18 protein-coding genes are annotated in these 19,202 nt (G+C 70.2%); 9 read left to right on the top strand and 9 right to left on the bottom strand.

The features are described 5' to 3' along the window. From AB0915_RS05950 to AB0915_RS05940, 3 genes are all read right to left on the bottom strand, one after another. Window positions 1–514, bottom strand: a 514-nt coding sequence (locus tag AB0915_RS05950) for an FAD-dependent monooxygenase (protein ID WP_366689886.1), incomplete at its 3' end; no start/stop codon positions are given. Window positions 515–627: 113 nt separating this feature from the next. Next, on the bottom strand, window positions 628–1,608 hold the full coding sequence (gene rarD / locus AB0915_RS05945) for an EamA family transporter RarD (protein WP_366689885.1): 981 nt from the start codon (window positions 1,606–1,608) through the stop codon (window positions 628–630). Between the two features lie 129 nt (window positions 1,609–1,737). Continuing rightward, window positions 1,738–2,598, bottom strand: coding sequence for an SDR family oxidoreductase (locus AB0915_RS05940; protein ID WP_366689884.1), 861 nt, complete (start codon window positions 2,596–2,598; stop codon window positions 1,738–1,740). A gap of 146 nt (window positions 2,599–2,744) precedes the next feature. On the opposite strand from AB0915_RS05940, the gene AB0915_RS05935 reads away from it, so the two are divergent. Continuing rightward, a complete protein-coding gene (locus tag AB0915_RS05935; protein WP_366689899.1) occupies window positions 2,745–3,092 on the top strand; it encodes a helix-turn-helix domain-containing protein in 348 nt (115 codons plus the stop codon). Here the strand turns inward: AB0915_RS05935 and AB0915_RS05930 are convergent. The 6 genes from AB0915_RS05930 to AB0915_RS05905 form a co-directional block, all read right to left on the bottom strand. Next, on the bottom strand, window positions 3,080–5,035 hold the full coding sequence (locus AB0915_RS05930) for an APC family permease (RefSeq protein ID WP_366689883.1): 1,956 nt from the start codon (window positions 5,033–5,035) through the stop codon (window positions 3,080–3,082). The genes AB0915_RS05935 and AB0915_RS05930 overlap by 13 nt on opposite strands. Before the next feature lie 152 nt (window positions 5,036–5,187). Then, on the bottom strand, window positions 5,188–6,267 hold the full coding sequence (locus tag AB0915_RS05925) for a 2-oxoacid:ferredoxin oxidoreductase subunit beta (protein WP_366689882.1): 1,080 nt from the start codon (window positions 6,265–6,267) through the stop codon (window positions 5,188–5,190). After that, window positions 6,260–8,233: a 2-oxoacid:acceptor oxidoreductase subunit alpha gene (locus AB0915_RS05920; RefSeq protein ID WP_366689881.1), complete on the bottom strand. Its 1,974-nt coding sequence runs from the start codon at window positions 8,231–8,233 to the stop codon at window positions 6,260–6,262. Before AB0915_RS05920 ends, AB0915_RS05925 begins: the two co-directional genes overlap by 8 nt. A gap of 260 nt (window positions 8,234–8,493) precedes the next feature. Then, window positions 8,494–9,153: a response regulator transcription factor gene (locus AB0915_RS05915; RefSeq protein WP_037693221.1), complete on the bottom strand. Its 660-nt coding sequence runs from the start codon at window positions 9,151–9,153 to the stop codon at window positions 8,494–8,496. 201 nt (window positions 9,154–9,354) lie between these two features. Next, window positions 9,355–10,710, bottom strand: a complete 1,356-nt coding sequence (locus AB0915_RS05910) for a sensor domain-containing protein (protein WP_366689880.1) — start codon at window positions 10,708–10,710, stop codon at window positions 9,355–9,357. A gap of 247 nt (window positions 10,711–10,957) precedes the next feature. Next, window positions 10,958–12,157, bottom strand: coding sequence for a sensor domain-containing protein (locus AB0915_RS05905; protein WP_366689879.1), 1,200 nt, complete (start codon window positions 12,155–12,157; stop codon window positions 10,958–10,960). Window positions 12,158–12,335: 178 nt separating this feature from the next. Here AB0915_RS05905 and AB0915_RS05900 point away from each other — a divergent pair, with 178 nt between their 5' ends. Genes AB0915_RS05900 through AB0915_RS05865 form a run of 8 tightly spaced genes read left to right on the top strand, consistent with a single transcriptional unit; the run spans window position 12,336 to window position 19,195 of the window. Next, window positions 12,336–12,737, top strand: a complete 402-nt coding sequence (locus tag AB0915_RS05900; protein ID WP_358856921.1) for an NADH-quinone oxidoreductase subunit A — start codon at window positions 12,336–12,338, stop codon at window positions 12,735–12,737. Continuing rightward, on the top strand, window positions 12,728–13,357 hold the full coding sequence (locus AB0915_RS05895) for an NADH-quinone oxidoreductase subunit B family protein (RefSeq protein ID WP_366689878.1): 630 nt from the start codon (window positions 12,728–12,730) through the stop codon (window positions 13,355–13,357). The genes AB0915_RS05900 and AB0915_RS05895 overlap by 10 nt, the downstream gene beginning before the upstream one ends. Next, a complete protein-coding gene (locus AB0915_RS05890) occupies window positions 13,354–14,640 on the top strand; it encodes an NADH-quinone oxidoreductase subunit C (RefSeq protein WP_366689877.1) in 1,287 nt (428 codons plus the stop codon). The genes AB0915_RS05895 and AB0915_RS05890 overlap by 4 nt, the downstream gene beginning before the upstream one ends. Continuing rightward, window positions 14,637–15,605, top strand: a complete 969-nt coding sequence (locus AB0915_RS05885; protein ID WP_366689876.1) for a complex I subunit 1 family protein — start codon at window positions 14,637–14,639, stop codon at window positions 15,603–15,605. Before AB0915_RS05890 ends, AB0915_RS05885 begins: the two co-directional genes overlap by 4 nt. Next, window positions 15,605–16,237, top strand: a complete 633-nt coding sequence (locus tag AB0915_RS05880; protein ID WP_366689875.1) for an NADH-quinone oxidoreductase subunit I — start codon at window positions 15,605–15,607, stop codon at window positions 16,235–16,237. Before AB0915_RS05885 ends, AB0915_RS05880 begins: the two co-directional genes overlap by 1 nt. Beyond that, complete coding sequence (locus AB0915_RS05875) at window positions 16,234–16,788, top strand: NADH-quinone oxidoreductase subunit J (RefSeq protein WP_366689874.1); 555 nt, start codon at window positions 16,234–16,236, stop codon at window positions 16,786–16,788. The genes AB0915_RS05880 and AB0915_RS05875 overlap by 4 nt, the downstream gene beginning before the upstream one ends. Next, the gene (gene nuoK, locus AB0915_RS05870) at window positions 16,788–17,198 is read left to right on the top strand and encodes an NADH-quinone oxidoreductase subunit NuoK (RefSeq protein ID WP_358856874.1); all 411 of its coding nucleotides are present in this window, start codon (window positions 16,788–16,790) and stop codon (window positions 17,196–17,198) included. The genes AB0915_RS05875 and nuoK overlap by 1 nt, the downstream gene beginning before the upstream one ends. Further along, the gene (locus AB0915_RS05865) at window positions 17,195–19,195 is read left to right on the top strand and encodes an NADH-quinone oxidoreductase subunit L (RefSeq protein ID WP_366689873.1); all 2,001 of its coding nucleotides are present in this window, start codon (window positions 17,195–17,197) and stop codon (window positions 19,193–19,195) included. The genes nuoK and AB0915_RS05865 overlap by 4 nt, the downstream gene beginning before the upstream one ends. Window positions 19,196–19,202: the final 7 nt, after the last annotated feature.

Here is a 19,202-nt window from a genome sequence, read left to right as displayed (position 1 = left end):
GCACTCCGAGCAGCTTGCGCACCGCACTGTGGCCGCCGTCGCAGCCCACCGCGTAGGCCGTCCGGGTCTCGCTGCCGTCGGCGAAGGTGACGGTCACCGAAGCGTCCGTCTCCACCAGCCCCGTTACCTCGGCGCCCAGTTCGACACGTACCCCGTACTCCGCGAGCCGGGCCCGCAGGATCTCCTCCAGTCGCCACTGGGCGATGAGCCACGAGCGGTCGTACGGGGCGTCCGGCGTCGGCCTCGATCCCTCGAAGGGGTCGGCGTCGGCGATCGGCAGTCCGCCCCGGTACTTGCGCATGGGCGGCGGCGTCGAGCCCGCTGCCAGGATCTCGTCGACCACACCGAGATCCTCAAGTACCTCGAGGGAGCGGGGGTTGGGGCCCTTCGCCCGCGAACTGCGCGGGAAATCACGGGACTTGTCGACGATCCGTACCGCGATGTCGCGCCGGGCGAGATCGCATGCCAGGGTCAGTCCGGTCGGTCCGGCTCCCACGATCAGTACGTCGGTCATGCCTGCTCCTCGGGTACGGTTCCACTGCCTCCAGGTAAACGTAACCGAGTTAAAAAAGCAACTAAGTCAAGATTGGTGCGTGTCCACTGTCTCGCGGGCGTCGTCGTCGCTGATCACTGCTCCCGGGCCGCGTACGAGGAGGAGTCCGCGCCGGTCGTCGCAGACGTCCCTTCCGGCGCCGTCGCCGCGAACCGCGCGGCCTGCGCCCTCGTCCGCCGCGCTGTCCGGAACGCGTCCCACGTCAGCAGCGTGAGCGCCAGCCACACCAGCGCGAACCCGGCCCACCGCTCAGGGGGCATCGCCTCGTGGAAGTAGAGGATGCCGAGGATGAACTGGAAGACCGGCGCCAGGTACTGGAGCAGGCCCAGCGTCGAGAGGGGGACGCGGATCGCCGCCGCACCGAAGAGGACCAGCGGCGTGGCCGTCACGACACCCGTCGCGGCGAGCAGCGCCGCATGGCCGGCGCCCCCGGAGACGAACGTCGCGTCGCCCTGCGCGCCCAGCCACAGCAGATAGCCGAGCGCGGGCACGAACAGCACCGCTGTCTCGGCGGTGAGCGACTCCAGGCCGCCCATGTTGACCTTCTTCTTCACCAGGCCGTACGTCGCGAAGGAGAACGCCAGCGTCAACGAAATCCACGGTGGACGTCCGTAACCGATCGCCAGCACGAGCACGGCCGCGACACCGGTGCCGACCGCCACCCACTGCACGGGGCGCAGCCGCTCACCGAGGAGCAGCACGCCCATGGCGATGGTGACCAGGGGGTTGATGAAGTAGCCGAGCGACGCCTCGACGACGTGGCCGTTGTTCACGGCCCAGATGTACAGCCCCCAGTTGACGGTGATCACGGCCGCGGCGACCGTGATCAGCCCCAGCTTCTTCGGCCGGCGTATCAGCTCGCCGATCCACGCCCAGCGGCGCAGCGCGAGCAGCGCGATGCCGACGACGGCGAGCGACCAGACCATGCGGTGGGCCAGGATTTCGATGGCGCCGGACGGCTTCAGCAGTGGCCAGAAGAGCGGGACGATTCCCCACAGGCCATAGGCGCCGATGCCGGACAGCAAGCCCGCCCGCTGTTCATTTGTCCCCTTCACGGGCCCTCCCGGCATCCCTCGCGTCAACTGCTCCGTCGACTGCATGACGGTAACGCCGGACGGGCCCGGTGTCATAGCCGTATCGCCATACGGTCATGACACCGGGCCCGTCCGGTCCGGAGGAAGGGCTCAGCCGGCGGCGACCGCGGCGGCCACCGTCTCGGCCATCGGCGTCGTCGGGCGGCCGATCAGACGGGCCAGGTCGCCGCTCGTACCGGCGAGCAGACCGCGCGCGATCGCCTCGTCGACGTCGACGAGGATCGCGGCGAAGTCCTCGGGCAGACCGGCGCCGACCAGGATCTCCTGGTGCACGGCGGCCGGGACGTTCTTGTACGCGATCTCCTTGCCGGTGGCCTTCGACACCTCGGCCGCGTACTCGGCGAACGACCAGGCGACGTCGCCGCTCAGCTCGTAGGCCTTGCCGAGGTGGTCCTCGCCGGTCAGTACGGCGGCCGCGGCGGCGGCGTAGTCGGCGCGAGTGGCGGAGGCGACCCGGCCGTCGCCCGCGTTGGAGACGACGGCGCCGTGCTCCAGGACCGGGGCGAGGTTCGCCGTGTAGTTCTCCGTGTACCAGCCGTTGCGCAGGAAGGTGTAGGGCAGGCCGGAGTCGAGGATCAGCTGCTCGGTGACCTTGTGTTCGGCGGCCAGCTGGAAGTCGGCGTCCGGGCCGCCCAGCACCCCGGTGTACGCGAGCTGCGCGACGCCCGCCGTCTTCGCCGCGTCGATGACCGCCGTGTGCTGCGGCACGCGCTTGCCCACCTCGCTGCCGGAGATGAGCAGGACGCGGTCCCCGGCCCTGAAGGCGCCGGTGAGGGTCTCCGGGCGGTCGTAGTCGGCGACCCGGAGCTCGACGCCGCGGGCGGCGAGGCCGGCGGCCTTCTCCTTGTTGCGGACCACGGCGGCGATCTTGCTCGCGGGCACGGTCTCCAGCAGCCGGTCGATGACGAGACTGCCGAGCTCTCCGGTGGCTCCGGTGACGACGATGCTCATGGGGGGTTTCTCCTCTTTGGGTGCACTGGTCCTTGTTCGTACTCTCTGTCGCTCACCTTACGGGATGCACTAACTGTGAGGAAGTACCAACTTTCAAGTAAGGTACTGGTGTGAACGTAAGCAAGGTGCCTGATGTGAACCGGCAGATGTGCCCCTCCCGCCTGGTGCTCGAACACGTCACCAGCCGCTGGGGCGTCCTCGTCCTCGCCGCTCTGCTGGAGCGCTCGTACCGCTTCAGCGAGCTGCGCCGCGAGGTCGGCGGCGTCAGCGAGAAGATGCTGGCCCAGACCCTCCAGACGCTGGAGCGCGACGGCTTCGTGCACCGGGATGCCAAGCCGGTGATCCCGCCGCGGGTGGACTACACGCTGACCGAGCTGGGCAAGGAGGCCGCCGAGCAGGTGTGGGGGCTGGCGCGCTGGACGGAGCGCCGTGTCGACGCCGTACACGCCGCCCGCGAGTCGTACGACGCCCGGAAACAGGCTCAGTCCAGCTGAGGGGCCCGCCCTTCCTCCAGCGCCTGCAGCGCCTGCGAGACATCGAACGGCAGGATCGTCACTGCCACGTGCGGCAGCTGGACCAGCGCCTTCGCCATCGCCTCGGCGGTGCCCCGGTGCAGCATCTTCCCGAGCGCGGTCGAGTACAACCGCCGCGGCACCAGTACCGTCAGCGACGTCTGCCCGTCCGCCGTGGTGCGGGTCGCGAGCTCCCGCATCGCATGGCGCAGCCGCCGGTCGGGGCAGGCCACCAGCTCCAGCGACACGGAGGTCGCGGCCGTGGCCTCCCAGCGGGCGGCCAGCCGCCTGCCGTGTGCCTCGTCGACCGCGAAGTGCACCGCCCGGATCTCGTCCGGGCGCAGCTCATGGGCGTACCGCAGTGCCTTCAGCGTCGCCAGGTCCAGCGTCTCGACGAGGACGAACACCAGACGGCGCCGGACCCGCGGACGGTCGGCGCCCGGTGCCTGGAGGCTCTGCAGTGCGGCGGCCTCGCGCCGGTACTCGCGGTTGATCCGCATCAGCGCCCAGACGCCGAGCGGAAAGACGATCACGACCAGCCAGGCGCCCTCGGTGAACTTGGTGACCGCGAAGATCAGCACCACGGCCGCCGAGATGACCGCGGCCAGCCCGTTGACCGCGATCTTCAGCCGGCGGTACCGCTCGCGGCGGCGCAGGTGGTACGCGGTGAGCCCGGCCCCCGCCATGGTGAACGCGGTGAACACGCCGATCGCGTACAGCGCCACCAGTTTGTCCACGCTGGCGCCCGTGACCAGCAGCAGCGCCAGCGAGACGACGGTGAGCGCGATGATCCCGTTGGAGAAGGCCAGCCGGTGCCCGCGCCGGGTCAGCACCCGCGGCAGGAATCGGTCCTCGGCGACAAAACTGGCCAGGAACGGGAAGCCGGTGAAGGGGGTGTTGGCGCCCGTGTAGAGGACCAGCGCGGTCGCCAGCTGGACGAAGACCAGCCCGGCCGTCCCGGCCGGGCCGGAGCCGAAGGCGAGGTGAGCCTCCTGCGCGATGACGGTCGGCGTGCCGTCGATGTACGGGACGGCGTGCGTGAAGTGCGCCAGCGTGGAGACGCCGAGGACGAGGACGCCGAGTACACAGCTCATCACGATGAGGGTGCGGCGGGCGTTGCGGCCCTGCGGTTCACGGAACGCGGAGATGCCGTTGGAGATCGCTTCGAGTCCGGTGAGCGACGAGCCGCCGTTGGCGAAGGAGCGCAGCACGATGAAGAGCGAGGCGCCGTACGCCCAGCCGCTGCCCGGAGTGCCCAGCGGAACCACCCCGGCGGCATGCAGATCGGCGTGCGGCAGCCCGCCCGTCAGCCCGCGCACCGCGGCGACGAGCAGCACCAGACCGACCGCGGCCATGAACAGATAGGCGGGCAGTGCGAAGGCCCGGCCCGCCTCGCGGATGCCGCGCAGATTCCCGTACGCGAGCAGCGCGATCACCGCGACGGAGACCGGCAGCTGGAGATGGTCCAGGCCGGCCCAGCCGCCCCCGGCCAGGTGGGCGAGGGAGATGAGAGCGTTCGTGCCGGCCGACACCTGGACGGCGACGGTCACGATGTAGTCGACGAGCAGCGCCACGGCGGCGATCTGCGCGATGTTCGGCCCGAAGTTCTCCCGGGCGACGACATACGAGCCGCCCGCCCGCGTGTAGATCATGACGACATCGCTGTAGCAGAGCGTCAGAAGCAGCAGGACCAGCAGGATCGCGCCGGTCACCGGCATGAGGAGGGTGAAGGCAGCCGCCCCGACGACCGGCACGAGGACCCGGAGCATCTCCTCGGAGCCGTACGCGGACGAACTGATGCAGTCCGAGGCGAGCACCCCGAGCGCCGTCCGGTTGCTCAGTTTCTCTTCACTGATGCGCTCGGTGGTGAGGGGTTTGCCGAGCAGGTGTCGTTTGATGCGGTACGCGGGACGGTCCAGGGCCATGGGCACATGAGAACGGGTGCCGGGCCGGGAGCGGTGAAGACTCCCCGGCCGGGCACCCGTACGGTGCGCCTCACGGCGTCCCAGGGGGCGTCCGGCGGATCATCCGGGGCCGCGACGAGTGGAACCGTCCGACCCTGATCCGCCGGACCCTCTCAGCCGACGACCGTCCAGTTGTCGTTGCCCGCGAGCAGCGCGGCCAGATCGCCCTTGCCGTTCTGCTCGACCGCGGTGTCCAACTGCTCGGCCATCTGTGTGTCGTACACCGGCCGCTCGACGCTGCGCAGCACCCCGATCGGGGTCTGGTGCAGCGTGTGGGGGTCGGCGAGCCGGGACAACGCGAACGCCGTGGTGGGGCTGGCGGCGTGTGCGTCGTGGACCAGGACGTGCGACTCGTTCTCCGCGGTGACCTCGACGACCTTGAGGTCGCCGGTGGCCGGGTCGCGCACGACGCCCTTGGACTGCCCGGTGCCGAAGCGGATCGGCTGCCCGTGCTCCAGCCGGATCACCGCGTTCTCGGCCTGGTCCTTGTCCTTGAGGACCTCGAAGGCGCCGTCGTTGAAGATGTTGCAGTTCTGGTAGATCTCCACCAGCGCCGTGCCGGGGTGGGCGGCCGCCTCGCGCAGCACGCCGGTGAGGTGCTTGCGGTCGGAGTCCACGGTGCGGGCGACGAAGGACGCCTCCGCGCCGAGTGCCAGCGACACCGGGTTGAACGGGGCGTCGAGCGAGCCCATCGGCGTCGACTTGGTGATCTTGCCGACCTCGGACGTGGGGGAGTACTGCCCCTTGGTGAGCCCGTAGATCCGGTTGTTGAACAGCAGGATCTTCAGGTTCACATTGCGTCGCAGCGCGTGGATGAGGTGGTTGCCGCCGATGGACAGTGCGTCGCCGTCGCCCGTGACGACCCAGACGGACAGGTCGCGCCGCGAGGACGCCAGCCCGGTCGCGATGGCCGGGGCCCGGCCGTGGATCGAGTGCATCCCGTACGTGTTCATGTAGTACGGGAACCGGGACGAGCAGCCGATGCCGGAGACGAAGACGATGTTCTCCTTCGCCAGACCGAGCTCGGGCATGAACCCCTGCACGGCGGCGAGGACCGCATAGTCACCGCAACCGGGGCACCAGCGCACTTCCTGATCGGACTTGAAGTCCTTCATGGACTGCTTGGCCTCGGCCTTGGGTACCAGCTGCAGTGCCGGGAGCCCGGTGGGGAGTGCCTGGTCGGTGTTAGGCATCGATGGCCTCCTTGAGAGCTGTGGCGAGCTGCTCGGCCTTGAACGGCATTCCGTTGACCTGGTTGTAACTCTGGGCGTCCACCAGGTACTTCGCCCGGATCAGGGTGGCGAGCTGGCCGAGATTCATCTCCGGGACGACCACCTTGTCGTAACGCTCCAGCACCTCGCCCAGATTCCGTGGGAAGGGGTTGAGGTGGCGCAGATGGACCTGCGCGATCGACTGCCCCTCCGCCCGCAGCCGGCGGACGGCGGCGGTGATGGGGCCGTACGTGGAGCCCCAGCCGAGCACCAGGGTCCGGGCGTCGGAGGGGTCATCGACCTCCACGTCGGGGACCTCGATGCCGTCGACCTTCGCCTGGCGGGTGCGGACCATGAAGTCGTGGTTCGCGGGGTCGTACGAGATGTTGCCGGTGCCGTCCTGCTTCTCGATGCCGCCGATGCGGTGTTCGAGACCGGGAGTGCCGGGGACGGCCCACGGGCGGGCCAGGGTCTGCTGGTCGCGCTTGTACGGCCAGAAGACCTCGGTGCCGTCGGCCAGCTCATGGTTGGGTCCGGAGGCGAACTGCACGCGCAGGTCGGGGAGTTCGTCGACCTCCGGGATCCGCCACGGCTCGGAACCGTTGGCGAGATAGCCGTCCGAGAGCAGGAACACCGGCGTGCGGTACGTCAGTGCGATCCGGGCGGCGTCGAGCGCGGCGTCGAAGCAGTCCGCCGGCGTCTTCGGCGCCACGATCGGCACCGGGGCCTCGCCGTTGCGCCCGAACATCGCCTGCAGCAGGTCCGCCTGCTCGGTCTTGGTGGGCAGACCGGTCGACGGGCCGCCGCGCTGGATGTCGATGATGAGCAGCGGCAGTTCGAGCGAGACGGCCAGGCCGATGGTCTCCGACTTCAGCGCCACACCCGGACCGGACGTCGTCGTCACCCCGAGCGAACCGCCGAACGCCGCGCCGAGCGCCGCACCGATGCCCGCGATCTCGTCCTCCGCCTGGAAGGTGCGAACGCCGAAGTTCTTGTGCTTGCTGAGCTCGTGCAGGATGTCCGAGGCCGGGGTGATCGGGTACGAGCCCAGGTAGAGCGGCAGGTCCGCCTGCCGACTCGCGGCGATCAGCCCGTACGACAGGGCCAGGTTCCCGGTGATGTTCCGGTACGTACCGGTGGGGAACGTCTGCGTCGCGGGCGCCACCTCGTAGCTGACCGCGAAGTCCTCGGTGGTCTCACCGAAATTCCAGCCCGCCCGGAACGCTGCCACGTTCGCCTCGGCGATCTGCGGTTTCTTGGCGAACTTCGCCCGCAGGAACGCCTCGGTGCCGTCGGTCGGCCGGTGGTACATCCAGGAGAGCAGTCCGAGCGCGAACATGTTCTTCGAGCGCTCGGCCTCCTTGCGGGAGAGCCCGAAGTCCTTCAGCGCCTCGATCGTCAGCGTCGTCAGGGGTACCGGATGGACGTTGTACGCCTGCAGCGAGCCGTCCTCCAGCGGACTGGTCTCGTAGCCCACCTTCGCCATCGGGCGCTTGGTGAACTCGTCGGTGTTGACGATGATTTCGGCGCCGCGCGGCACATCGCCGATGTTCGCCCTCAGCGCCGCGGGGTTCATCGCGACCAGCACGTTCGGGGCGTCGCCCGGCGTGAGGATGTCATGGTCGGCGAAGTGCAACTGGAACGACGAGACGCCCGGCAGCGTGCCCGCGGGGGCGCGGATCTCGGCCGGGAAGTTCGGCAGCGTCGACAGGTCGTTCCCGAACGACGCCGTTTCCGAGGTGAACCGGTCACCCGTGAGCTGCATGCCGTCTCCGGAGTCACCCGCAAAACGGATGATCACCCTGTCCAGGCGGCGGATCTCCTTCTCGCCGGCGCCCGCTTTCTCGGATTGGGGGGTGCGTTGCCCCCGGAGAACGGTCTCGCCGGCCTGATCGGCGTCGTTGGCCTCGTCGGCCTGTCCGGCTGGGCTACTGACCTGGCTGGTCACTGAACTGGACCTCCCTCGGGGCGGCGGCTCGGGACCGTCCGGCCCGCCGGCGGTCCCAAGGCCCACCCTACGTCGGTAAGGGTCGCCTTCCCCGGAACGGTCACATGGTGGACGCCACTATGAGACGCATTTGTGTACCACTTTGCCATGTTTCGTGAACCCCCGGGCCGTCGGTCGACGTGGTTCGCTGTTTCTCGGCACTCATCCTTTGGTCCCAGGCCCTCGATCGGCCACAGGTGGCCTGACAGGGTGTCAGATTCTCAGGATTTGAGATAGGTCAGAACGGCCAGCACGCGACGGTGATCCCCGTCACTGGGCGAGAGCCCGAGCTTCAGAAAAATATTGCTGACGTGCTTCTCCACCGCGCCGTCGCTCACCACCAGCTGCCTGGCGACCGCGGAATTCGTCCGCCCCTCCGCCATCAGGCCGAGCACCTCGCGCTCGCGCGGCGTCAGCCCGGCCAGAACGTCCTGCTTACGGCTCCGGCCCAGCAGCTGCGCCACCACCTCAGGGTCCAGCGCCGTACCGCCCTGCGCCACTCGGACCACGGCGTCGACGAACTCACGGACCTCGGCGACCCGGTCCTTCAGCAGATACCCCACCCCCCGGCTGCTGCCGGCCAGCAGCTCGGTCGCGTACTGCTCCTCGACGTACTGCGAAAGGACCAGGACCCCGATGCCGGGATACTCCTTGCGCAGCCGCACCGCCGCCCGTACGCCCTCATCGGTGTGGGTCGGAGGCATCCGCACATCGGCGACGACCACATCCGGCAGCTCGTCCTGCGCGGCGAGATCGCTCACCGTCTTGATCAGTGCCTCGGCATCCCCCACCCCGGCGACGACGTCATGCCCGAGATCGGTCAGCAGCCGGGTGAGCCCCTCCCGAAGCAGTACCGAGTCCTCGGCGATGACCACCCGCACCCTGTCCTCCACCACGACGCTGTTTCCCCCACTGCACTGGTCCGCCGGCCCGTGGCCGACGGAAATCTGTCTCCTGGCCCCTCCAGCATCCCAGCATCGGCCCGCCGATGGGGAACCGTGCCGAACGGCTGAGGGCCCGGGTGGGGCGGGGGAACGCCCTTGGGGGGGTGAGCGGGGGCGGCGGCAGCGGGCCGGTCCGCCTCAGCCGCGCCACGGGAGCTCGGCTGTGACCCGCGTCGGCCCGCCCACCGGGGAGTCGACGACGAGGATGCCGTCCACCGCGTCCAGCCGCTCGGTCAGACCGGCCAGACCGCTGCCCGCCGACAGGTCCGCGCCACCCCGCCCGTTGTCGGTGACCTGCAGCATCAGCCGGTCGGGCGTACGCCACACATCAACCGTCGCATGCGTCGCGCAGGCATGCTTGCTGACGTTCTGCAGCAGCTCGGACACGGTGAAGTACGCAATCCCCTCGATGGCCTGCGCGGGCCGCGACGCCAGGTCCACCTCGACCGTCACCGGTACGGTGCAGCGGGAGGCGACGGCGGAGAGCGCGGCGTCCAGGCCGCGGTCGGTGAGGACGGCGGGATGGATCCCCCGGGCGAGGTCGCGGAGCTCCTGCAGGGCGACCTTCACCTCGCCGTGCGCCTCGTCGACCATGCGGGCGGCGGCCTCGGGGTCCTGCGCCAGCTTCTCCTTCGCGAGACCCAGATCCATGGCGAGGGCGACGAGCCGGGCCTGCGCGCCGTCGTGCAGATCGCGTTCGATGCGCCGCAGGTCGGCGGCGGCGGTGTCCACGACCACACCCCGGTCCGACTCCAGCTCCGAGACGCGCGACGCCAGCCGGGACGGCCCGAGCAGCCCGTACACCATCACCCGGTCCACGCACGTCAGACCACGGATGATCCACGGGGTGACGAGGACGAGTATCAGGCCGGTCGCACTGGTCATGGCCAGCTCGAAGGGCGAGTCGAGATAGATGTCGTGCGAGGCGTCGCCGTACAGCTGGATGCCGCCGGTCCCCGCGTACGCGGGGAAGACCCACTGCCACAACGGATACGTAAAGGCCGCCCACGCGCACGCCCAGAACGTCAACGAGAAGGTGAACGCGAAGATTGCCCACGGAAAGTGCAGCAGCGCATAGAGAAGGTGCCGCCAGGACGCCCCGCTCTTCAGCACCGCGCCGACCCAGGACATCAGTCCGCCGGTCCTGCCGCGCACCGGCGCCGGATCCGCCACCTGGAGCCTCAGCAGCCCCCGCGCCCGGCCCCGCTCCATGGCACCGATTCCGCGGCACATGGCCAGGGTGCCGGCAAGGAGCGGAATGCCGAGGAACGTGATCAGCAGACCCGCGCTGGCAGAGGTCAGGGCCACCGCGAGGCCGAAGACCACCGTGCTGATGGGCAGACTCAGCAACAGATAGCCGAACTCGCGCCAGGTCCTCGCCTCGAACGGCGCGCGCAGCACCGCCGGAACGACGTGCTTCACCGAGGGATGTTCCTCGTGGCCGGAACCGGACCGCTGAGGGTCGCGAGTGTCCGGTCCGTATGCCGTGGCCATGGTGCCGTCCGTTTCTCTGCTCGGCGGATGGAGTGGTTCTTCTTCGGCAGCCCGTACAGGCCGCCACCTCAAGAGTGCTGTCCGGCAAGGCCCCTCACCATGAGGCCGGTATCCCTTTTCGGCCGGGGGTTTTCCCCACCCCCGGCTGCGGCCTGGGCCTCCTCCTGCGGAGTCGGGCCGGAACGGGGTGCGGGTCCGACGCGCGTACCCGCACCCCGCGGGCCCGGCACGGTCCGCAAGAAAGGCCCTACGGCCGTTTTGCGGCGCCCGCACCGTCCCCGCCCCGATCCCGCCAGGGCAGCTCGGCCACGACTGTCGTCGGCCCGCCGACCGGCGAGGTCAAAACGAACAGCCCGTCCACCGCCCCCAGCCGCTCCGCCAGCCCGGACATCCCCGTACCGCCGTCCATCTGCGCCCCGCCCCGGCCGTCGTCACTGACCTGGACCAGCAGCCGTTCCTCCGACCGCCACACCTCGACGGACGCCGAACTCGCACCACTGTGCTTGCTGACGTTCTGCAGCAGCTCGGACACGGTGAAGTACGCAATCCCCTCGATCGCCGCCGCTGGGCGCGACGGCAGATCCACGCCCACCGTCACCGGGACGGTGCAGCGGGAGGCGACGGCGGAGAGCGCGGCGTCCAGGCCGCGGTCGGTGAGGACGGCGGGATGGATCCCCCGGGCGAGGTCGCGGAGCTCCTGCAGGGCGACCTTCACCTCGCCGTGCGCCTCGTCGACCATGCGGGCGGCGGCCTCGGGGTCCTGCGCCAGCTTCTCCTTCGCCAGGCCGAGCCCCATGGCAAGGGCGACGAGCCGGGCCTGCGCGCCGTCGTGCAGATCGCGTTCGATGCGCCGCAGGTCGGCGGCGGCGGTGTCCACGACCACACCCCGGTCCGACTCCAGCTCGGCGATCCTGCGCTCCAGCTCGTCCGAGGGCGAGAGCAGTCCCCGTGCCATCGCCCGGTCCGCGTTGGCCAGCAGCCGCGCCGTGAAGGGCAGCACGGGCCACAGGACGAACAGACTCAGGAACGTCACCGTGAACGTGAGCACCCCCCAGGGCAGTCGGACGAAGGAATACAGCACCGCCCGCCAGCCCACCGGATCCTTGAGACTCGACCACAGCCACGGAAGGGCGCCGCGGTCACGGCGGCCCAGCGCGGTCGCGCTCGGCTCGTCGATACGCACCCCGAGCAGTGCCCGGGCCCGGCCCCGCTCCGCCCTGCCGAGCAGCCGCGCCCCCTGCAGCCCGCCGGCGAGAAGCGGCAGACCCACCACCGTGACGGAAAGCCCCACGCCGATACCGATCATGAAAACTGTGTAAACAAACCCGGCAACAGCCATCGGCAGGTTGGACAGGAGATAGGAGATCTCCTTCCACGTCCACGGATCCAGTGCGAAGCGGGCGGGCGGTGGCCGGTCGTTGTCGGGCGCCGGAGGGCTCAAGGTCATGCGCCCAGCCTGCCGGGCCGGGCCCGCGCACGCCATGGGGTTCATGGGCGGGGCGAAGTAGGGATAACCCCACCCCTTGCCCGACGCGGCTGCTTACCACTTCTTTAGCAGGGCCTAGACTCCCGTGCGTACAGACGTCGAACAGATATGAGGGAGCGGAGGGGCGGACGTGGCCTACGTGGCGGACCTGCCGGAATCGACCGTTCTCGCGACGGACTACTTCCAGAGCTATTCGGTCGTCGGACTGCTCGCCGTGATCGGCGTGCTGTTCGTCGCCGTCGCCTTCGGAGCGGGCCGGCTGCTGCGCCCCGTGGTGCCGACACCGGAGAAGCTCCTCACCTACGAATGCGGCGTGGACCCCGTCGGCGAGGGCTGGGCGCACACCCAGGTCCGCTACTACGTCTACGCATTCCTCTATGTGATCTTCGCTGTCGACTCGATCTTCTTGTTCCCGTGGGCGACCGTATTTGCAGCACCTGGATACGGCGCGACCACACTGGTGGAAATGTTCATCTTCCTCGGTTTCCTCGCCGTGGGACTGCTCTACGCATGGAAGAAGGGCGTCCTCGAATGGACGTGACGAGCCCGCAGACCCCCGAGCCGCAGCACCGGCCCGAACCGACGCTGCTGCCCGAACCGAAACGGCTCGGCGTGCTCTCCCGGCTTGCACCCGAGCCCATGAAGGTGGTTCTGAACTGGGGCCGCCGCTACAGCCTCTGGGTCTTCAACTTCGGGCTCGCCTGCTGCGCCATCGAATTCATCGCCGCCTCCATGGCCCGGCACGACTTCATCCGCCTCGGCGTGATCCCGTTCGCACCGGGGCCCCGCCAGGCCGACCTCATGGTCGTTTCCGGCACGGTGACGGACAAGATGGCCCCGGCCATCAAGCGGCTGTACGAGCAGATGCCCGAGCCCAAGTACGTCATCTCCTTCGGCGCCTGCTCCAACTGCGGCGGCCCGTACTGGGACTCGTACTCCGTGACCAAGGGCGTCGACCAGATCATCCCCGTCGACGTGTACGTACCGGGCTGCCCGCCGCGCCCGGAAGCCCTGCTCCAGGGCATCCTCAAGCTCCAGGAGAAGATCGCCCGCGAGTCGCTGGGCGAGCGGTACGCGACCGGCGGCAGCCGCCCCTCCACCGCCGCACTCCGCAGCGGCCTGGTCGCCGCCCCGCCGGCCCCGGGGGAGGAGCGGAAGTGACCGATCCGGAAACAGCGCAGGCCTACGACCGCCTGCCGGAAGCCGTCACCGAACTCTTCGGCGAGGACGCCACGGCGGAGTACGCCTACGACCTGCTGACCGTCGACGTCCCGCCGGCCGCCTGGACCACCGCCCTCGAAACGGCCCGCTCCCTGCTGGGCTGCACCTATTTCGACTGGCTGAGCGCAGTCGACGAACCCGGCACCGGTTTCCGTGTCTGCGCCCATGTCGCCGCCCCGGCGGTGGGCAAGGTCCGTCGGCTCCTGCTCCGTACGACCGTTCCGCACGACGCCGCGGTCCTGCCGACCGCCACGCACGTCTACGCAGGCGCTGCCTGGCACGAGCGCGAGACCCACGAAATGTTCGGCATCGGCTTCGAGGGTCACCCGCACCTGGTCCCCCTTCTTCTCCCCGATGGCTTCGAGGGCCACCCGCTGCGCAAGGACTTCGTCCTGGCAGCAAGGGTCGCCAAAGCATGGCCGGGCGCCAAGGAACCGGGCGAATCCGAGCACGGCGGCCCCAAGCGGCGCACGATGCTGCCGCCGGGCGTGCCCGACCCGAACGAATGGGGCCCCCTCAAGGGCCAGCTCCCGCCTGCCCCGGCCCGCCCGGCCCGAGCAGCCCGCCCCGCGGGCGACCGCCCCGTGCGCAGGGCCCGCAGCGTGAGCGAGGGCTCGGCAAGCCAGCAGCCCGAGCCGGCAGCCCCGGCCGCCGCGGGCACCGGGACCACGCCGCGGGCCACCACCCCGACCGCGACTGAGCGCCGCACCCGCAGCGCGTCCCAGGGCTCGGCGAGCCAGCAGGGGGCGCCGGTGGAGCAGGCGCCGGCAGTGACGGAAGCGGCGGCTTCGGCGGCCACGCCGAAGTCCGACGCGTCGGGCACTGCGGCGACGGACTCGACCACCTCCCCGTCGGCAGCGCCGGGGACGGCCCCCTCGGAGACCGCGCCCTCGGAGACCGCGCCCTCGGGACCGACGCCGGAGGCGGCAGCCCCGGAGCAGGCACCCAGGTCCCGCGGCGCGGACGCGCCCTGGCACCACGCCCGCCCCGCCTTCGACCCGACCCCCCAACCGGACACCTCCCAGCCCATCCGGCGTCCGAGGAGCGGCGGCCCGGAGGCGGAGCCCCCGGTTCGGGAAGGGGCGGACAGGGGAGAGGCCCCGCGCAGCGGCCCCACCCCCGAAGGCACCGAACCCGCGGCCACCCCCGAAACCACCGAAACCCCCGAAACCACCGAAACCCCCGAAACCCCTGACCACCCCGCCGGAGGCGATACCGCGTGAACGACGTACTCGACGTCGCCCTCCGGCTCATCATCGTCTTCGGGGTGTTCATGGTCGTCCCCCTCGTCGTGGGCCAGACCGAACACAAGGTGATGGCCCACATGCAGGGCCGCCTGGGCCCGATGTACGCGGGCGGTTTCCACGGCTGGGCCCAGCTCGTTGCCGACGGCGTGAAGTTCGCGCAGAAGGAAGACGTCGTCCCGGCCGAGGCCGACCGCCGCATCTTCCAGCTCGCCCCCGCCGTCGCCCTCCTCCCGTACCTCCTCGTACTCGTCGCCATTCCGATCGGCCCGAGCGAGGGCGCGGTCGGCCAGGTGGTCGACGCGGGCATCTTCTTCGTCCTCGCCGTCATGGGCGTGGGAGTGCTCGGCTCACTCATGGCGGGCTGGGCATCGGCCAACAAGTTCTCCCTCCTCGGCGGCCTCCGCACCGCCGCCCAGCTCCTCGCGTACGAACTTCCGATGCTGCTCGCCGCAGCCTCTGTCGCGATGGCCGCAGGCACCGTCTCCCTTCCCGGCATCGTCAACGCCTTCGAGTGGTGGTGGCTGCCGTGGCAAATCGTCGGTGCCCTGGTCTTCTTCGTGGCCGGACTCGCCGAACTGCAGCGCCCGCCGTTCGACATGCCGGTCGCCGACTCGGAGATCATCTTCGGTGCGTACACCGAGTACACCGGCCTCCGCTTCGCCCTGTTCCTGCTCGCCGAGTACGCGGGCATCGTCGTCCTGTGCGCACTGACCACCGTCCTCTTCCTCGGCGGCTGGCACGGCCCGCTCGGCGCCGACGGACTCGGCTGGGTCTGGACGCTCCTCAAGATCGCGGTCCTCGCCTTCGTCGTCATCTGGCTGCGGGTGAGTTACCCCCGCCTCCGCGAGGACCAGCTGCAGAAGCTCGCCTGGACCATGCTCATCCCGCTCGCTCTCGCGCAGATCGCGCTCACCGGCATCGTGAAGGTGGCGATCAGCTAATGCCTCCGATCCCCGGCTCCGGCCTCGCCAAGGGCCTGGCCGTCACCCTGCGGACGATGACGAAGAAGTCGGTCACCGCCCAGTACCCCGACGTCCAGCCCGAACTCCCGCCGCGCTCCCGCGGCGTCATCGGGCTGTTCGAGGAGAACTGCACGGTCTGCATGCTCTGCGCCCGTGAGTGCCCGGACTGGTGCATCTACATCGACTCCCACAAGGAGACGGTGCCCGCCGCCGCACCGGGTGGCCGCGAACGCAGCCGCAATGTCCTCGACCGCTTCGCCATCGACTTCTCCCTCTGCATGTACTGCGGTATCTGCATCGAGGTCTGTCCTTTCGACGCGCTGTTCTGGTCGCCGGAGTTCGAGTACGCGGAGACCGACATCCTCGAACTCACCCATGAGCGGGACAAGCTCCGCGAGTGGATGTGGACGGTGCCCGAGCCGCCCGCACTCGACCCGGGTGCGGAGGAGCCGAAGGAGATCGCCGCCGCCCGCAAGACGGCAGAGAAACTCGAAGCCCAGCGCGCGCAAGAAGCCCAAGAAGCCCAGCAAGCCCAGCAAGCCCAGCAAGCCCAGCAAGCCCAGCAAGCCCAGCAAGCCCCGCAGCAGGAAGAAGAGGAAGGAAAGGAGTGACCCTCGCAGCCGCCGCGGCCCACCCCGGTTTCCTCTCCCCGACCGGCATCGAGATCGCCTTCGTCCTGGTCGGCATCGCCACCCTCGGCGCAGCCCTCATCACCGTCACGACCAAGCAGCTGGTGCACGCCGCCCTCTGGCTGGTCGTGGCGCTCGGCGGCCTCGCCGTCGAGTACCTCCTGCTGACCGCGGAGTTCATCGCCTGGGTACAGGTACTGATCTACGTCGGTTCCGTCGTCGTCCTCCTTCTCTTCGGGCTGATGCTCACCAAGGCCCCCATCGGCCGCTCCCCGGACGCCGACTCCGAAAACCGCTGGGCCGCCCTCGCTGTCGCGGTCGCCGCCGCGGCCACCCTTGTCTGGGTCGTCGTGGACGCCTTCCGCGCCACCTGGATCGACCTGGACGGACCGGCCCACGGATCCACCGAAGCCACCGGCGCCTTCCTCTTCCGGCACTGGGTATTGCCCTTCGAAGCACTCTCCGTCCTGCTGCTCGCCGCCCTCGTCGGCGCGATCGTCCTGTCCCGCAAGCGCAGTAAGGAGCAGAGCTGATGCACCTCGCCTACCCCGCCGTGCTCGCCGCCCTCCTCTTCTGCACCGGGCTGTACGGAGTACTCGCACGCCGCAACGCGATCCTGGTCCTGATGTCCGTCGAGCTGATGCTCAACGCCGTCAACCTCAACCTCGTCGCCTTCGACGTCTGGTTCCGCGACGCCCTGCACTCCGGCCAGGCCCTCACCCTCTTCACCATCGCCATCGCCGCAGCCGAGATCGGCATCGGCCTCGCGATCGTCCTCGCCGTCCACCGCAACCGAGGTAGCTCGGACGTCGACCGCCTCCGCGACACCGCCGAGACCGACGCCGCGGAATCCCTCCCCGGCGACGAGGACGACACCACCGGCACCGAAGACCAGGCCACTGCTGCGGCAGGGAAGGCAAAGAAGGCAGAGGCCACCGCGTGACCACCACGACCCTCGCCGTCCTCGTTCCCCTCCTTCCGTTCCTGGGCGCAGCCACCGGCCTGCTCCTCGGCCGCACCGCCCCCGGATACGTACGCCCCCTCGCGATCCTCCCCACCCTCGCCGCGGCCGTGATCGCCGTCGTCGTCGCCGCACGCCAGGGCGGCGGCCCGGCCATCGACGCGTCGACCCGGCTCACACCCACCGGCTCGGTCCCGATCGACCTCGCCCTCCACCTCGACGGCTTCGCGGTCCTCGTCGCCGTCCTGGTCGGTCTCGTCGCGACCTGCGTGCAGATCTACTCGACCGCCTATCTGCGCCACGACCCCCGCTACCCCTCGTACGCGGCCCTCGTCTCGCTGTTCACCTCCGCGATGCTGCTCGTCGTCTACTCCGGCGACCTGATGGTGCTGCTGGTCGGCTGGGAAGTCATGGGCATCTGCTCGTACTTCCTCGTCGGCCACTACTGGGAGACACCCGAAGCCCGCGCCGCCTCCCTCAAGGCGTTCCTGGTCACCAAGCTCGGCGACGTCCCCTTCCTGATCGGCCTGTTCGCGCTTGCCGCCGACACCGGCACGTTCCGGATCACCGGCATCCTCGGCGCCGTCGCGCACGGCGGGCTCGACCACCCCACTCTCATCGCCCTGCTGCTCCTCGCGGGCGTCGCGGGCAAGTCCGCGCAGTTCCCCCTGCACACCTGGCTGCCCGACGCGATGGCCGGCCCGACCCCGGTCTCCGCGCTGATCCATGCCGCGACGATGGTCGCCGCCGGCATCTACTTCGTGGCCCGGCTCCTCCCCGTCTTCGCCGAATCCGGCGCCGCCCTCGTCGTCCTCGCCGTCATGGCGGCGGTCACGATGATCGGGTCGGGACTCGCCGCGCTCGCCCAGGACGACATCAAGCGGGTCCTCGCCTACTCGACCATCGGCCAGCTCGGCTACATGTCCGGCGCCCTGGCTGTCGGTGACCGCGGCGCCGCCGTCTTCCATCTCCTCTCGCACGGCGCGTTCAAAGCCGTCCTCTTCCTCGCGGCCGGCGTGGTCATCCACGCCGCCGGGACCAACTCGCTCACCGCCATGTCCCGCATGGGCGGCCTGGCGAAGCGCATCCCGGACGCCTACTGGACGATGACCGTCGCCCTCCTCGCGCTCGCCGCCATCCCGCCGTTCGCCGGCTTCTTCTCCAAGGAAGCCATCCTCGTCGCCGCCGAACACACCGCCCTGGGCGAACGCCACGTCGCGCCGGCCGCCGCCGGCTGGACCGTCCTCGTCGCCGGACTGCTCGCCGCCGTCCTCACCGCGGCGTACGCCACCCGCCTCTGGCTCCTCGCCTTCCGCGGCCGCGGAGCCGAGGCCCCCGACCACGGCAGGCAGCCTGTCGCGATGACCGCCGTCCTCTGGGTCCTCGCCATCCCCACCATCGGCTTCGGACTCACCGTCGGTGTGATCACCGACTGGTTCGACGGCCACAGCCTCACCCCGTCCATGACCACCGCTGTCCTCTCCACCGGCGTCGGCCTCGTCGGCGGCCTCGTCACCTACGGCGCCTGGCGCCACACCACGGCCCTCGCCGCCCGCACCCCCGCCGGTGTCGTCGTCGCCCACCCCGACGCCGAACCCGCACTCATCGAGGCCGAGGCCATGACCCACCACACCGCCGGATACGGCGACACCCCGGGCACCCCCGACCCGGCCGACCCCGGACGGCTCCTGCTCGGCCCGCTCCACCGCCACGCCGCCACCGGCTTCCACCTGGACGCCCTCTACACGACGCTGTTCGTCCGCCCCGTTCAGGCCGCGGCGAGCCTCGTCGGCTTCCTGGACCGCGAGGTCGTCGACACCTACGTACGCGGCGCCGGCACCGGCGCACGCTGGCTCGGCGCCGCCGTCCGCCGCGCCCAGACCGGCAACGTGCAGACCTACCTCAGCGCACTGCTCGCCGGTTCCCTTGTCCTGGCGATCGCCGCCGTCGTTTTTGCCCACATCAACGCCGGGTCGTGAGCCGTGA

This window comes from Streptomyces sp. NPDC048411, assembly GCF_040704695.1.
Taxonomy (GTDB): Bacteria; Actinomycetota; Actinomycetes; order Streptomycetales; family Streptomycetaceae; genus Streptomyces.
Note: the sequence above shows the minus strand (reverse complement) of the source record. Positions and strands in the feature narration are given on the sequence as shown.